Origin of the sequence: Sphingomonas sp. PAMC 26621, from assembly GCF_000251145.1 — a bacterium.
Lineage (GTDB): Bacteria > Pseudomonadota > Alphaproteobacteria > Sphingomonadales > Sphingomonadaceae > Sphingomonas.
This window is the reverse complement of sequence record NZ_AIDW01000018.1, coordinates 20,878-33,637: the sequence shown is the minus strand read 5'-3', so window position 1 is coordinate 33,637 and position 12,760 is coordinate 20,878. Positions and strand designations below refer to the sequence as shown.

General features: G+C 63.2%; 12 protein-coding genes. 5 read left to right on the top strand and 7 right to left on the bottom strand.

The window, feature by feature from the left end; translation table 11 throughout:
- Positions 1 to 85: 85 nt before the first annotated feature.
- Complete coding sequence (locus tag RI03_RS23515; protein ID WP_138995645.1) at positions 86 to 1,387, top strand: hypothetical protein; 1,302 nt, start codon at positions 86 to 88, stop codon at positions 1,385 to 1,387.
- Between the two features lie 20 nt (positions 1,388 to 1,407).
- Here RI03_RS23515 and RI03_RS09590 read toward each other — a convergent pair whose 3' ends face one another.
- The 5 genes from RI03_RS09590 to RI03_RS09570 all read right to left on the bottom strand — a co-directional run bounded on the left by RI03_RS09590 (position 1,408) and on the right by RI03_RS09570 (position 7,685).
- Complete coding sequence (locus tag RI03_RS09590) at positions 1,408 to 1,887, bottom strand: glutathione peroxidase (protein WP_010216961.1); 480 nt, start codon at positions 1,885 to 1,887, stop codon at positions 1,408 to 1,410.
- Positions 1,884 to 2,711, bottom strand: coding sequence for a GNAT family N-acetyltransferase (locus RI03_RS09585; RefSeq protein ID WP_010216959.1), 828 nt, complete (start codon positions 2,709 to 2,711; stop codon positions 1,884 to 1,886). The genes RI03_RS09590 and RI03_RS09585 overlap by 4 nt, the downstream gene beginning before the upstream one ends.
- Positions 2,708 to 3,382 (bottom strand): ABC transporter ATP-binding protein, encoded by a 675-nt coding sequence (locus RI03_RS09580; protein ID WP_010216958.1) that lies wholly within the window; start codon positions 3,380 to 3,382, stop codon positions 2,708 to 2,710. The genes RI03_RS09585 and RI03_RS09580 overlap by 4 nt, the downstream gene beginning before the upstream one ends.
- Positions 3,375 to 4,625 carry a lipoprotein-releasing ABC transporter permease subunit gene (locus RI03_RS09575; RefSeq protein WP_010163784.1) on the bottom strand — a complete coding sequence of 417 codons (1,251 nt, stop codon included), beginning with the start codon at positions 4,623 to 4,625 and terminating at the stop codon, positions 3,375 to 3,377. The genes RI03_RS09580 and RI03_RS09575 overlap by 8 nt, the downstream gene beginning before the upstream one ends.
- A gap of 609 nt (positions 4,626 to 5,234) precedes the next feature.
- Positions 5,235 to 7,685 carry a TonB-dependent receptor gene (locus RI03_RS09570; protein ID WP_010216955.1) on the bottom strand — a complete coding sequence of 817 codons (2,451 nt, stop codon included), beginning with the start codon at positions 7,683 to 7,685 and terminating at the stop codon, positions 5,235 to 5,237.
- 264 nt (positions 7,686 to 7,949) lie between these two features.
- Between RI03_RS09570 and RI03_RS09565 the strand changes: the two genes are divergently transcribed.
- The gene (locus tag RI03_RS09565; protein WP_010216953.1) at positions 7,950 to 8,423 is read left to right on the top strand and encodes an Hsp20 family protein; all 474 of its coding nucleotides are present in this window, start codon (positions 7,950 to 7,952) and stop codon (positions 8,421 to 8,423) included.
- A gap of 283 nt (positions 8,424 to 8,706) precedes the next feature.
- On the opposite strand, the gene RI03_RS09560 is transcribed toward RI03_RS09565, so the two are convergent.
- Both RI03_RS09560 and secG read right to left on the bottom strand, forming a co-directional pair.
- Complete coding sequence (locus RI03_RS09560) at positions 8,707 to 10,341, bottom strand: CTP synthase (protein ID WP_010216951.1); 1,635 nt, start codon at positions 10,339 to 10,341, stop codon at positions 8,707 to 8,709.
- Positions 10,342 to 10,454: 113 nt separating this feature from the next.
- Positions 10,455 to 10,859 carry a preprotein translocase subunit SecG gene (gene secG / locus RI03_RS09555; protein ID WP_010216949.1) on the bottom strand — a complete coding sequence of 135 codons (405 nt, stop codon included), beginning with the start codon at positions 10,857 to 10,859 and terminating at the stop codon, positions 10,455 to 10,457.
- Between the two features lie 264 nt (positions 10,860 to 11,123).
- On the opposite strand from secG, the gene RI03_RS09550 reads away from it, so the two are divergent.
- Genes RI03_RS09550 through argC form a run of 3 tightly spaced genes read left to right on the top strand, consistent with a single transcriptional unit; the run spans position 11,124 to position 12,686 of the window.
- Positions 11,124 to 11,447: a MarR family transcriptional regulator gene (locus RI03_RS09550; protein WP_010163778.1), complete on the top strand. Its 324-nt coding sequence runs from the start codon at positions 11,124 to 11,126 to the stop codon at positions 11,445 to 11,447.
- Positions 11,448 to 11,457: 10 nt separating this feature from the next.
- Positions 11,458 to 11,760: a hypothetical protein gene (locus RI03_RS09545; protein ID WP_010216947.1), complete on the top strand. Its 303-nt coding sequence runs from the start codon at positions 11,458 to 11,460 to the stop codon at positions 11,758 to 11,760.
- On the top strand, positions 11,757 to 12,686 hold the full coding sequence (gene argC / locus RI03_RS09540) for an N-acetyl-gamma-glutamyl-phosphate reductase (RefSeq protein WP_010216945.1): 930 nt from the start codon (positions 11,757 to 11,759) through the stop codon (positions 12,684 to 12,686). The genes RI03_RS09545 and argC overlap by 4 nt, the downstream gene beginning before the upstream one ends.
- The last annotated feature ends 74 nt before the right edge of the window (positions 12,687 to 12,760 follow it).

Below are 12,760 nucleotides of genomic sequence, written 5' to 3'. Positions count from 1 at the left end.
AAACCGCGGACCTCCGGCCAACTCTCGCAACCCCCAATAGAAGGTTATGTAGTGTAATGACATTATCCATTAGAAACGCGCTGGCTTGACCTCAAATGCCGGTTCGAGGCATAAATTATTGATGGCTATCAATAATCCTCAAACTTGGTCCCGCATAGCACGTTCCAACTTGCGGCAACTTGCTAACTTGGTTGGCAATGAGGCCTTAAAAAGTATGGCACGGTCGCCGTCCGCGGGCGAGGCTAGGCAAGTAAAAGCACTTACTGAGGCCATAGCGCGGCGGCTAGACGGTCCGCAGTTCTCTAGTGACCTCAACGCTTCCTTTGACGAGCTTCTTTTGTCTGTAGACGACTTTGAATCAACTTTGCTTAATATGCATTTTCAATCATCTCTCCAGTCAGCCGTTATTAAAGACGGTACAGTAAAGAAAAGTCGGCGGCTGGGCGACATGGTCTTTTCAGCAAACAACGATACTCGAAAATACATCATAGATTATTTAGACAGCTTACCGCCTTCGCTTACGCCGGTTGAAATGGCGGCAAATGAGGTGGCCGAACTTGTTCCCGACCAAAAAACTGGTCCGTTAAGATTCAAATTAACAGCCGGCATTGTGCAGGTTGAGCATCAAGCTGCCGTTACCCGAAAGCAAGATCAACAAAATGTTGACGCCGCTAGGGGTGAACTTGTTGCGGCCGGCAGAGTGGCCGAACAATACCTTTCGTCGGCAAATTTTGACATAAGATTGGTCGAAGAAGTCAGATCAATGGTTAAACGACTAGAATCTGATCAAGATATAATTGCACTAGGAGTTAGTGCAATATCGTTCCAACAGATTGTTGAAGCCTTCGCAAACGAATTGCCGGATTTTTGGTCTGCAAAGCTCCAAGGGTTTTCGCTTGGGCTATCGATGTACGTTGCACAGTTCCCCGATTGGATGCGCTTTGCGGAAAATGCTGCAGACGCAGAGTTCAGCCCTGACGATATTAAAAGTCTTTACATTGCTGGATGCAAACTGACAGAAGAACTAAGAAAACAGGATAAGCTTGTTGATCCTGAAGTTCCACGTTCACTTGCCTTTTTACTAGAGTCGATCAATCAGCCACGTCGGGCCGCAAAAAGAACTGTATATGCTGCTGTACGATCGATAGAGAATTTAGTTTCGGTTTTGTTCAAGGGATTTGGAACGATTGTTTCTGGGATCCCCGAGGGTGGCAAAAAGGGCGTTAGCTCCGCCACGGCGGTTGTTGTAGGAACCGGCTTACTTTTTGTTGCTGCCACGACTGCAGTTTACATTGACCCCGCCGCAGGGCGCGTTCTACGCACCTCGTGGATGGGAAAGGCCGGCAAGCTTATTCTTGAACATCTGCCAAAGCCTGATGCCGATTAGTAAACGCTCGAAAACTATTGCTACAAAATCTTCTCCACGTCTTCTTCAATCGCCTCAGGCTTGGTCGTCGGCGCATAACGCTCCACCACCTGCCCGCCCCGATCCACCAGGAACTTGGTGAAGTTCCACTTGATCGCGCCCGTTCCGAGGAACCCCGGCGCCTGCTTTTTGAGCGCGGTGAATAGAGGGTCGGCGTCCGCGCCGTTGACGTCGACCTTGGCGAACATCGGAAAGGTGACGTCATAGGTCAGCGAGCAGAAAGTGCGGATCTCCTCGGCGTCGCCGGGTTCCTGCGCGCCGAACTGGTTGCACGGGAAGCCGAGCACCGCGAAGCCCTTGTCGGCGAAGCGGCGCTGCAACGCCTCCAGCCCGGCATATTGCGGGGTGAAGCCGCATTTGGACGCGGTGTTGACGATCAGCAGCACCTTGCCGGCATAGGCCGACAGATCGACCGGCTTGCCGTCCGCGCCGGTCACGATGTGGTCGGTGATCGTGCTCATGCCGTCTTCCCTTCGTTGCGCGCGAGCAGGAAGCGCAGGTTGCGCTCGACCCCCGCCCATTCGCTCGCGATGATCGAATAGACCACGAGATCGCGGATCCGGCCATCCATCAGTTGATGATTGCGCAGCACGCCGTCGCGCTTCGCGCCGAGCCGCTCGATCGCCTTTTGCGACGCCTTGTTGAACCAGTCGGTGCGGATCTGGACCGCGTTGCAGTCCATCACCTCGAAGGCGTGTTTGAGCAGGAGCAGCTTCGCCTCGGTATTGACCCCGCTGCGCTGGACCGAGTGCGCGTAGAAGGTGCCGCCGATCTCGAGCCGGCGGTGCGCGGGGTTCATCCGCATGTAGCGGGTGAGGCCGACGATGCGGGGGGCTGGCCCACCCTCCGTTCGGGCTGAGCGAAGTCGGAGCCCTTGCGGTGTGCCTGGCCCTTCGACTTCGCTCAGGGCGAGCGGGGGGGTGGGTTCAGGCTCCGTGGGTGTCGCGATCGCGGGTTCGGTCCCTGTCCCCTCCTCCGTTCGGGCTGAGCGCAGTCGAAGCCCTTGCGGTGTGCCTGGCCCTTCGACTCCGCTCAGGGCGAACGGAGGGGGTGTGGGCTCGGGCACGCACACCGTGAACGGCATCGACCGCCCGTAATCGCGCTCCCGGAACAGCGCCGCCATGAACGCCGCCGGGTCGGTCAGCGTCGAGACGTTGGTGAAGAACAGTTCGCTGATCTTCCCGTCCGCCGCCGCCGCGACGATGCCGTCCTGGTCCTCAGGCACCGTCGGGCGGAGGATGACATGCTGGCCGACCAGCGTCGGCGGGTCGGTCCAGGCTGTCATGCAAGCCGTCCTTCGTGGAGCCGGACGACGCGGTCCATCTTGGCCGCGATCCGTTCGTTGTGGGTGGCGACCAGCGCCGCCGAGCCTTCGCCGCGCACCAGCCGGAGGAACTCCGCGAGCACGATGTCCGCGGTGCCCTCGTCGAGGTTGCCGGTCGGTTCGTCCGCGAGCACCAGCGCGGGCCGGTTGGCGAGTGCACGCGCGACCGCGACGCGTTGCTGCTCGCCGCCCGAAAGCTGGTTGGGGCGGTGCGTCAGGCGATGCCCGAGGCCGAGCGCGGTGAGCAGCGCGGCGGCGCGTGCGTCGGCCTCGTCGCGCGGCCGGTCCTGGATCATCTGCGGGAGGACGACATTCTCGGTCGCGTTGAAATCGGGGAGGAGATGGTGGAACTGATAGACGAAGCCCAATTGGTCACGCCGCACCCGCGTCCGCCCGTCGGCGTTGAGCCGCGCGGCTTCCTCGCCCGCGATCCGGATCGACCCGCCGAACCCGCCCTCGAGCAGCCCGACCGCCTGGAGCATCGTCGACTTGCCCGAGCCCGAGGGGCCGAGCAACGCGACGATTTCGCCCGCGCCGACGGTGAGATCGACGCTGCGGAGCACTTCGATCGTCTGGCCGCCTTGCGCGAAGCTGCGCGACAGGCCGGTGACGACTAATACCGGTTCATTCATAGCGAAGCACCTGGACGGGATCGGTGCTCGCCGCCTTGAGCGCGGGGTAGAGCGTGGCGAGGAAGCTGAACACGAGTGCCATCAGCGCGATGACGGTGACTTCGACCGGATCGGTCTTGGACGGGAGTTCGCTCAGGAAGCGGACCGAGGGGTCCCACAGGTTTTGCCCCGTCGCCCATTGCACCGCGTTGACGACGTCTTGCCGGAACCACAGGAAGAAGAAGCCGAGCAGCAGCCCCGCGACCACGCCGAGCGCGCCGATCGTCGTGCCGACGACCATGAAGATGCGGATCATCGCCCCCCGGCTCGCCCCCATCGTCCGCAGGATCGCGATGTCGCGCGTCTTGGCGCGCACCAGCATGATCAGCGAGGACAGGATGTTGAACACCGCGACGAGGATGATGATCGACAGCACCGTAAACATCGCGACCCGCTCGACGCCCAGCGCCTCGAACAATTGCGCGTTCATCTGGCGCCAGTCCTGGATCGTCCCGGTCCGCCCGATCTTGTCGACCAGCGGCGCTAGGATCTGCCCGACGCGATCGGGGTTGGTCGTCTGCAACTCGACCATGCCGACCGAATCCCCCATCATCAGCAGCGTCTGCGCATCCTGCATCGGCATGATGACATAGGCCTTGTCGAAATCGTACACGCCGATCGTGAACACCGCGCCGACCGTGTAGTTGACGATCCGCGGCACCGTGCCGAACGGGGTCGATTGCCCCTGCGGGCTGATCAGCTGGATCTGGCTGCCGACCACCGCGCCGAGCGCATCCGCCAGCCCCGAGCCGATCGCCACCGTCCCGCTGCCCGGGGTCAGGTTGCTGAGCGACCCCATCACGACCTTGCTGCCGATCGTCTTGTTCGAGCGGATGTCGGAAACGCGCATCCCGCGCAGCAGGACGCCTTCGACGCGGCCGTTATAGGTCGTCATCAGCGGTTGCTCGATCATCGGGATCGCGCTCGTCACGCCGGGGGTGGTTTCGGCCAGCCCGACGATCCGGCGCCAGTCGGGGATCTGCCCGCCATAGCCCTGCACCACCGCATGGCCGTTGAGCCCGACGATCTTGTCGAACAGTTCGGCGCGGAAGCCGTTCATCACGCTCATCACGATCACCAGCGCGGCGACGCCGAGCATCACCGCGACCAGGCTGATCCCGGCGACGAGGAAGATGAACGCCTCGCCCTTGCCCGGCAGCAAATAGCGCCGCGCGATCATGCGTTCGTATCGGGATAGGATCATATCGTTCGGTCTGGCCGCCCCGGGGGTGCTGATCGCGTCGCTCTAGGCGGCAGGTGGCGGACTGGCAACTGTTGCGACGTGTTGCGCAATCGCCACAGCGCCGCCGCAATCGGTACGGCGCGGCCACATTCCCGGTGACAAGCCCCGGTAACAAACCTAACGCTTTTGTCACTGACACACAGGCAACGGCCGTGGTTCGGGGATGCTTTCAGCGCCGCCTAAAAGGGCTGGCTGCGAAGGCGAATTGGGGGCTGACGAGCGATCGTCACGCAGGCGCCCGGGTCGGAAACGGCCCGGGCGTTTGCTTTTGGGGGAAGGCGCACGCGCCGGTCTGCGCAGCAGATCCCTTAAAACGGACGGCGGGCGCGAAGCGACCCGTCCGACGGCGGCTTTGCCGACCGGCGCTTCTTGTTTCTTTTTGGTTTTTTGGCTCTCCGGCAAATGTTGCTCTGCTGGACTTCCCAACCCCAACCCCAACCCCTCCCCTGAAGGGGAGGAGCTTTTTTGGCGATCGCTTCTTTCTAGCCCCTCCCCTTCAGGGGAGGGGTTGGGGTGGGGCCGAGCCTCGCAGAGACCAGCCGCCGCCTGAGGCCACCGCACCCCCAGACCTCAGAACGACTTGCTCACCGTCACCCCGTAGGTCCGCGGATCCCCCGGTTGGCCGACGACCAGCCCGGTGCTCCCCGACTGCGTCGCAAGCACCTCATAATAATTCTGGTCGAACGCGTTCCGCACCCAGCCGAATACGTTGAAAGCGTCGCGCGCCTTGAACCCAATCCGGAAATTGCTCAGCGCATAGCCCTGGATGTCGGTATACGCCGACCGCGACGGGTTGGACGAGAATTTGGAGCGATAGCTCCCGTCATAGCCAACGTAGAACTGCCCCTCGACCGACCCGACCCGCGCGGGCAGGTCATATTCCGCGCCATAGGAAAACGCCCATTTCGACACGCCCGGAAGCCACTGACCCGAGACGTCGCAGCTCGCGGGACTAAGGCCCGACACCCCCGCCGCCGCCGGAGTCTGCCCGGCTGCGACCGTCGTCCCGCCCGAAAGCTCGGGCGGGCACGGCGCGTCGACAAAGCGGACGTAGCGTGCGTCGGTGAAAGCGCCATTCGCATAGACATTGAGCCGCGCCGACGGGCGGAACGCCGAGTCCACCTCGACCCCGCGCGTCCGCACCTTGCCCGCATTGGCGAGATAGCCGCGCAGCACACCCAACTGTCCGTTGGTGACCGTCGCCTGATAATCGTCGATTTCGGTCCAGAAGCCCGCGATGTTGACCGTCGCGCGGCGATCGAGGAACTGCGTCTTCAGCCCCAGCTCGAAATGGTTGACCTTCTCGGGCTTGACCGTCGCTGCCGACAGGATCGGGTTGTTCGCGCCGTCGAGCGGGAGCCCCGAAAGGTTGATCCCGCCCGACTTGTAGCTGCGCGCATAGGTTGCATAGGCGTGGATGTCGCGGCTGACGGTATAGGCGGCGGTGATATCCCCCGACACGTTCCACTTGTCGAACCGCGGGGTATAGGTCTGCGGCGCCAGCACGCCGCGCTGGTCGGCGTTGAGCGTCGTACTGCCTGTTCCGGTCGTTACGACAGAGACATAGGAGCCGTTCTTCTTGTCGTAATTCACCCGCAGACCTGGCGCGATCGAGAGCGCGTCCGTGATATGCCACGTCGCCTTGCCGAACGCCGCTACGCTGGTGTTGGTGAAGCCGATCGTGTTGCGCGCGGTCAGCCCGTTGAGGATCGCGGGGTTGCACGCGTTCGCAGTTACGGGCGAACAGCCGCTAGCGCCCGGTCGAACGCTTGCCCCCGGATTGAGCAGGAAACGGCTCGCCGCCGATCCCTGGACCTGCAGCCCTTGCGTATCGATCGTCTGGTAGAAGTAGAACGCGCCCAGCACGTAATCGATCTTGCGATTGCCGTTGGAGGCGATCCGCAGCTCCTGGCTATACTGCTCCTGCTGGGAGGGATTGTTCGACGCGCTGGTAACGGGCAAACCGATGAAGTCGCGATCGTTCGACGGATCCCAGTTCCAGAACCGCCACGCCGAGACCGAGGTCAGCGTCGAGCCGCCGAGGTCGAGATTGGCGACCAGGGACGCGCCACCCAGCGACTGTTTGGCGCGGAGCGGTGTATCGACATCGGTGATCCGGTCGAACGCGTTGGTCGATGGGACCGCATAGCCCTGTGCCGCAGCAAGAGCGGCATATTGGCGGTTGAGGGGACGTTGGGTCGCACCGGTGCGGACATAGTATTGGACGCAGCACTCCGGATTCTGTCGCGCGTAATCGCCGTACAGGGTCAAGTCGAGCGTATCGGTCGGCTTCCACAGCAATTGCCCGCGGAAGCCGACATTGTCCTGGCTGTTGAGGTATGTGTCAGTTCGAACGTTGTAAATCGTGCCACGTCGCGTCGTGATCGAGGTCGACAGCCGGATCGCGAGCTTGTCGTCGACCAGCGGTCCCGAGACCGACGCCTTGCCCTGGAAAAAATCGTAATTGCCGCCGCTCACCTCGACCCGTGCCTCGGGGCTGAAGCTGGGTTTGCGGGTCGTGATATTGATCGCGCCGGCGGTCGTGTTCTTGCCGTAGAGCGTGCCCTGTGGGCCACGCAGCACCTCGATCCGCTCGGTATCGGTGAAGTCGAACGTCGCCGACGCGATCCGGCTGTAATAGACCTGGTCGACGTAGATGCCGACGCCCTGCTCGATCCCGTCATTGGTCAGCCCGAACGGCGCGCCGAGCCCACGGATGTTCGCGGCCGAGTTGCGCGGGTTGGTCGAGTAGAATTGCAGCGACGGTTGCAGCTGTGTCAGCCGGTTGACGTTGTACGTCCCCGTTTCCGCCAGCGCGGTCCCGCCGATCACCGACATCGCGATCGGGACCGACTGGATCGTCTCGACCCGTCGGCGCGCGGTGACGACGATATCCCCCCCGCCCTGTTGCGCGGTTCCCAGCCGACCATCGGTTTGGCCCGTGGGCGCGGGCGTGGCGGGCGGCGTCTGCGGTTCGACCGCGGTCTGGGCAAGCAGGATAAGCGGCAGGTGAGCAAACATGAACGTCCCCTTTTGCGCCCGGCGCTACCGAGTCGCCGCACAATGCCTATCAAACACGGGGATTATCACGCCGGATTGTTCTTGGGCGGTCGATAGCCACGCTTTAGGCACCGGCAAATCCGATCGACCTACTCTTGAACCGGCGACGAAACGCCCCAGATTCAGGCCGTGCGGTGCCACTTTCGGGCCGCACCGGGCCGGGTCGCACCTTCGTGGGCCGGGCTTGCATACCAACGCTGTATCTCGCTTTTTAAGGAGCCCATCATGCGTCAATTCGATCTTACCCCCTTCCGCCGCTCGACCGTCGGCTTCGACCGGCTGTTCGACATGCTCGAGGCAAATGCGCGCCAGGCGAGCGCAGACAATTATCCCCCCTTCAATCTCGAGCGGCTCGACACCGATCGCTATCGCATCACGATTGCGGTCGCCGGTTTCGGGCGCGACGATATCGAGATCACCGCGCAGCAGAATTTGCTGCAGGTGAAGGGTCGCAAGGATGACAAGGACGCCGCGGCTGCGTCGTTCCTGCATCTCGGCATCGCCAACCGCAGCTTCGAGCGTCGTTTCGAACTCGCCGATTTCGTGCGGGTCGAGGATGCGCGGCTGAATGACGGGCTGCTCGTGGTGGATCTCGTCCGCGAAGTGCCCGAGGCGATGAAGCCCAAGACGATCGCGATAAAGACCGGCGCGCCGCTGGTTGCGGTCGAGGACGGGAAGGACTCTGCGCAGGCTGCTTGACGGCTGGCGTTTGGACTAAGGTTGGGGCGTCCGGGCTTTGGTCCGGGCGTCCTTTTTCGTTGCGTACAACAAGGCGTATCCCTTCCCCGGCGAAGGCGAGACCTTTGATTAAGGCGATTGGAGGTTTGACCGTCACCCTCGCCCCAAACTTGCCGTCATGCTGAACTTGTTTCAGCATCCACCTCGCGACGAGGACGGTCCGGACTCGCGGAGGGCTGGATCCTGAAACAAGTTCAGGATGACGGACGGTTGTGTAGAACGCTCGCGAATACCGGGGAAGCGGTCAGACCAGCCGCGACTGCCGTACCGCTGCTGCAATGAAGCTCGCGAACAGCGGATGCGGATCAAACGGCTTGCTCTTGAGCTCGGGATGGAACTGGACGCCGACGAACCACGGATGATCCGGCCGCTCGACGATCTCGGGCAGCATCCCGTCGGGTGACATGCCGCTGAACACCAGACCGCCCTGCTCGAGTCGCTCGCGATAGGCGGTGTTGACCTCATAGCGGTGACGATGCCGCTCCGAAATGTCGCTGCCGCCGTAGATCGTCGAGACGACCGAATTGCCGTCGAGCTTCGCCGGATACGCACCAAGACGCATCGTCCCGCCGAGATCGCCACCGGCTTCGCGCTTTTCGAGCCCGCCGGTGCTCATCCATTCGGTGATCATGCCGACCACGGGTTCCTCGGTCGGGCCGAACTCGGTCGAGCTCGCGGCCGTGATCCCCGCAAGATCGCGCGCGCCTTCGACGCATGCCATCTGCATCCCGAAGCAGATGCCGAAATACGGAATGTCGCGTTCACGCGCGAAGCGGACGCTGGCGATCTTGCCTTCCGCGCCCCGCTCGCCGAACGCGCCGGGAACGAGGATCGCGTGCATCGGCTCGAGCCGCGCGGCGATGTCGGCATCGTCTGCCTCGAACAGCTCGGCGTCGATCCACTCGACGTTGACCTTGACCTTGTTGGCGATCCCGCCGTGGACGAGCGCTTCGTTGAGCGACTTGTACGCATCCTGCAGGCCGACATATTTGCCGACCACGCCGATCGTGACCTCGCCCTCGGGGTTGGTCAGCCGGTCCATGATGGTGGTCCAGCGCGACAGGTCGGGGGATCTGCCCGGCAGGATGCCGAACGCGTTGAGCACCGCGTCGTCGAGGCCTTCGTTATGATATTGGACCGGGACCGCGTAGATGCTCTTGGCGTCCAGCGCGGGGATGACCGCGGACTTCGGCACGTTGCAGAACAGCGCGATCTTGGCACGGTCGCTTTCGGGGAGCGGTTGCTCGCAGCGGCACACCAGCACGTCGGGCTGGACACCAAGCGCGGCAAGTTCGCGGACCGAATGCTGCGTCGGCTTGGTCTTCAACTCGCCTGCGGCTGCGATGTAAGGCACCAGCGTGACATGGATGCTGACCGAATTGCCGCGCCCGAGATCGTTGCGAAGCTGGCGGATCGCCTCGATGAACGGGAGCGATTCGATATCGCCGACGGTCCCGCCGATCTCGCACAGCACGAAGTCGAGATCGTCGATTTCGGCCTGCGCGAAGTCCTTGATCGCATCGGTGACGTGCGGGATGACCTGCACGGTCGCGCCGAGATAATCGCCGCGGCGTTCGCGCGCGATGATCTGCTGGTAGATCCGGCCCGAAGTGACGTTGTCGCTCTGCCGCGACGGAACGCCGGTGAAGCGTTCGTAATGGCCGAGATCGAGATCAGTCTCGGCACCGTCGTCGGTCACATAGACTTCGCCATGCTGATAGGGCGACATCGTGCCCGGGTCGACGTTGAGATAGGGATCGAACTTGCGGATCCGCACGCGATAGCCACGGGCCTGGAGCAGTGCCGCGAGGCTCGCTGCCATGAGACCCTTGCCGAGCGAGGAGACCACGCCGCCGGTGATAAAGATGAACCGCGCCATGGGAGCAAAGGCCTAGCGTCATCCGGGGTGGCGCGACAAGCGCGCGACTCCGGGAAAGTTTCAGGGAAGGTGCGAAGCCGGCCGCGTGGCCGGTCCGCGGCTTGCGGTGGGGCTTACGGAGCGGTCGGGGCCGCGCCGTTCGCGGGCGCCGCGCTATTGCCAGTCGGCTCGATCGCGCTGCGCGCTCCGCTCGCGAACGGATTGTTCGGATCGGTCTGGACCGGCGGCGCGATCGGTGCGGGGGCGGTGGCTGCGCCGCGCGCCAGCGTCGGATCGACCTTGGCGACGCGGTTCTGCGCGGCGAGCACCGCGAGCAGGATGCTGAGCGCGATGAACACCGCCCCCAGCGTCGAGGTTGCGCGCGTCAGGAAATCCGCCGCGCCGCGCGCCGACATCAGGCCAGACGGCGATCCGCCCATCCCGAGACCGCCACCTTCGGACTTCTGCACGAGAATCACCGAGACCAGCGCCGCAGCGACGCAGAAATGGACGACGAGAAGGAACTGGAACAGAAACATCTTGCGAGTGGATCCTTGAGCGCCGGTGACAATGGCGTTGGGGCGGCTGCGTTGCGGGGCACATAGGCGAGGTCGCCGGTTCGATCAACCACGCGCGCATGCCGCCCTGCCGCAGACATCTTAGGCATTTCGCCATCGAACTGAAACCTAGCGGGGGGCGAGACGTTAAGTCGTCCAGGAATGTCCCCCGACAGTCGGGGGTTGCCGAGTAATTACGGGTACCTTGCCGTGGCAGTTCAAACCGATGGTTCACTCAGCGAATGGATGCAGGCGCTGGTCGATTATGTCCGCTCGGGGGAACCCGACCTGACCAACCGACAAATGGCGTTGCTTCTGGTCGTGTATCTCAAACCGGGCCCGCATACGGTCCGCGGTCTGGCGGCGATGCTCAACGTATCGAAGCCCGTCGTAACGCGCGCCTTGAACAGGCTTGGCACCCTGGGCTATCTGCGCCGCCAGCGTGACGACAACGACAAACGTAACATCTTCGTCGCGCGTACCTCCGAAGGGGCAGGGTTTCTTGAAGATTTCGGCCAGTTCATCGGCGGCGGCGAACCGCAACCTGTCGCACGTCGCGCCACCGCGTAAGAGTTTTGCGTTGTCCGGCCAGTCGGTTACGCTGGATCCCTCGTGCAATGCAGTGCGTCGGGATCTGGCGGACATCCGGCTCGCGGACCGCGTCTTCGCGCCGCATTACGCAGCGGCCGTGCCACGCATCGTCGTGACCACGGCAGAATTGCGCGAAGCGCCCGAGCCGGATTCGGCGGTCATCGCGACGCTGAGCGTGGGCAGCACGTTCGAAGTCCTCGAGTTCGTCGCGGGCCGTGCATGGGGCGTCGCACCAGCGATCGAACGGGTTGGCTATGTCGATACCCGCACGTTATCGTGGCCGACAGCATGAGCGTCAGTGTCTTCATCGATGGTGCCGTCGGGACGACTGGTCTCGAAATCCGCGACCGGCTTGCCGGTCGGGATGACGTCGTGTTGGTTACGCTCCCGGATGCGCTCCGCAAGGATGCCGCCGCGCGGCGCGAGGCGCTCAACGACAGCGACTTCGTGATCCTGTGCCTGCCGGACGACGCCGCCCGCGAGGCGGTCGCGCTGATCGACAACGATCGCACCCGGATCATCGACGCTTCCACCGCGCATCGGACGGCGGAGGGCTGGAGCTATGGCTTCCCCGAACTGGAACGCTCCCAGGCGGCGGCCATTGCCGAATCGAAGCGTGTGACCAACCCCGGCTGTTACCCGACCGGATTCCTCGCGCTCGTCCGCCCGCTCGTGCGCGCAGGGCTCGTCCCGGTCGACTGGCCGCTGACAGTCAACGCGGTGTCGGGCTATTCGGGTGGCGGCAAGGCGATGATCGCGGAATATGAAGGCCCCAATCCGCCACCGGCGGCGCGGGCCTATGCGCTTGGCCTCGCGCACAAGCATGTGCCAGAAATGCAGAAGCATGCCCGGCTCGAACATCCGCCGATCTTCATGCCCTCGGTCGCCAACACCTACCGCGGGATGATCGTCGAGGTTCCGCTCCCGCTCGGCATGTTCAAACGGCGGCCGTCGCTCCAGGCGTGCGAGGCGGCGCTCCGCGAAGCCTATGGCAGCGACAGCCTGATCCGCATCGCCGATGATGACGCAACGACCGTCCAGATCGAGGATGATGCCGGCACCGATCGGCTGACGCTGCGGGTCTGCGGCAATGCCGAGGCGGGGCAGGTCCGGCTGATCGCCACGCTCGACAATCTCGGCAAGGGTGCGGCGGGGGCTGCGGTGCAGAATCTGAACGTCATGGCCGGGTTCGATCCGCTCGCCGGGTTGATCCGCTGATACGATCAACGGCCGAATTGTTTTCCGCTTTTGCCTTGGCGGCGCATCGCTTGCTGCTTAGGTGACGCTTCCCC

What these genes read in the sequence shown, in the direction of transcription:
- RI03_RS09550 (WP_010163778.1), top strand. Translation starts at nt 11,124, where the DNA reads ATGCAGGCGCTGGTCGATTATGTCCGCTCGGGGGAACCCGACCTGACC.
- argC (WP_010216945.1), top strand. Translation starts at nt 11,757, where the DNA reads ATGAGCGTCAGTGTCTTCATCGATGGTGCCGTCGGGACGACTGGTCTC.
- RI03_RS09575 (WP_010163784.1), bottom strand. Translation starts at nt 4,625, where the DNA reads ATGATCCTATCCCGATACGAACGCATGATCGCGCGGCGCTATTTGCTG.
- secG (WP_010216949.1), bottom strand. Translation starts at nt 10,859, where the DNA reads ATGTTTCTGTTCCAGTTCCTTCTCGTCGTCCATTTCTGCGTCGCTGCG.
- RI03_RS09570 (WP_010216955.1), bottom strand. Translation starts at nt 7,685, where the DNA reads ATGTTTGCTCACCTGCCGCTTATCCTGCTTGCCCAGACCGCGGTCGAA.
- RI03_RS09580 (WP_010216958.1), bottom strand. Translation starts at nt 3,382, where the DNA reads ATGAATGAACCGGTATTAGTCGTCACCGGCCTGTCGCGCAGCTTCGCG.
- RI03_RS09590 (WP_010216961.1), bottom strand. Translation starts at nt 1,887, where the DNA reads ATGAGCACGATCACCGACCACATCGTGACCGGCGCGGACGGCAAGCCG.
- RI03_RS09565 (WP_010216953.1), top strand. Translation starts at nt 7,950, where the DNA reads ATGCGTCAATTCGATCTTACCCCCTTCCGCCGCTCGACCGTCGGCTTC.
- RI03_RS09560 (WP_010216951.1), bottom strand. Translation starts at nt 10,341, where the DNA reads ATGGCGCGGTTCATCTTTATCACCGGCGGCGTGGTCTCCTCGCTCGGC.
- RI03_RS09585 (WP_010216959.1), bottom strand. Translation starts at nt 2,711, where the DNA reads ATGACAGCCTGGACCGACCCGCCGACGCTGGTCGGCCAGCATGTCATC.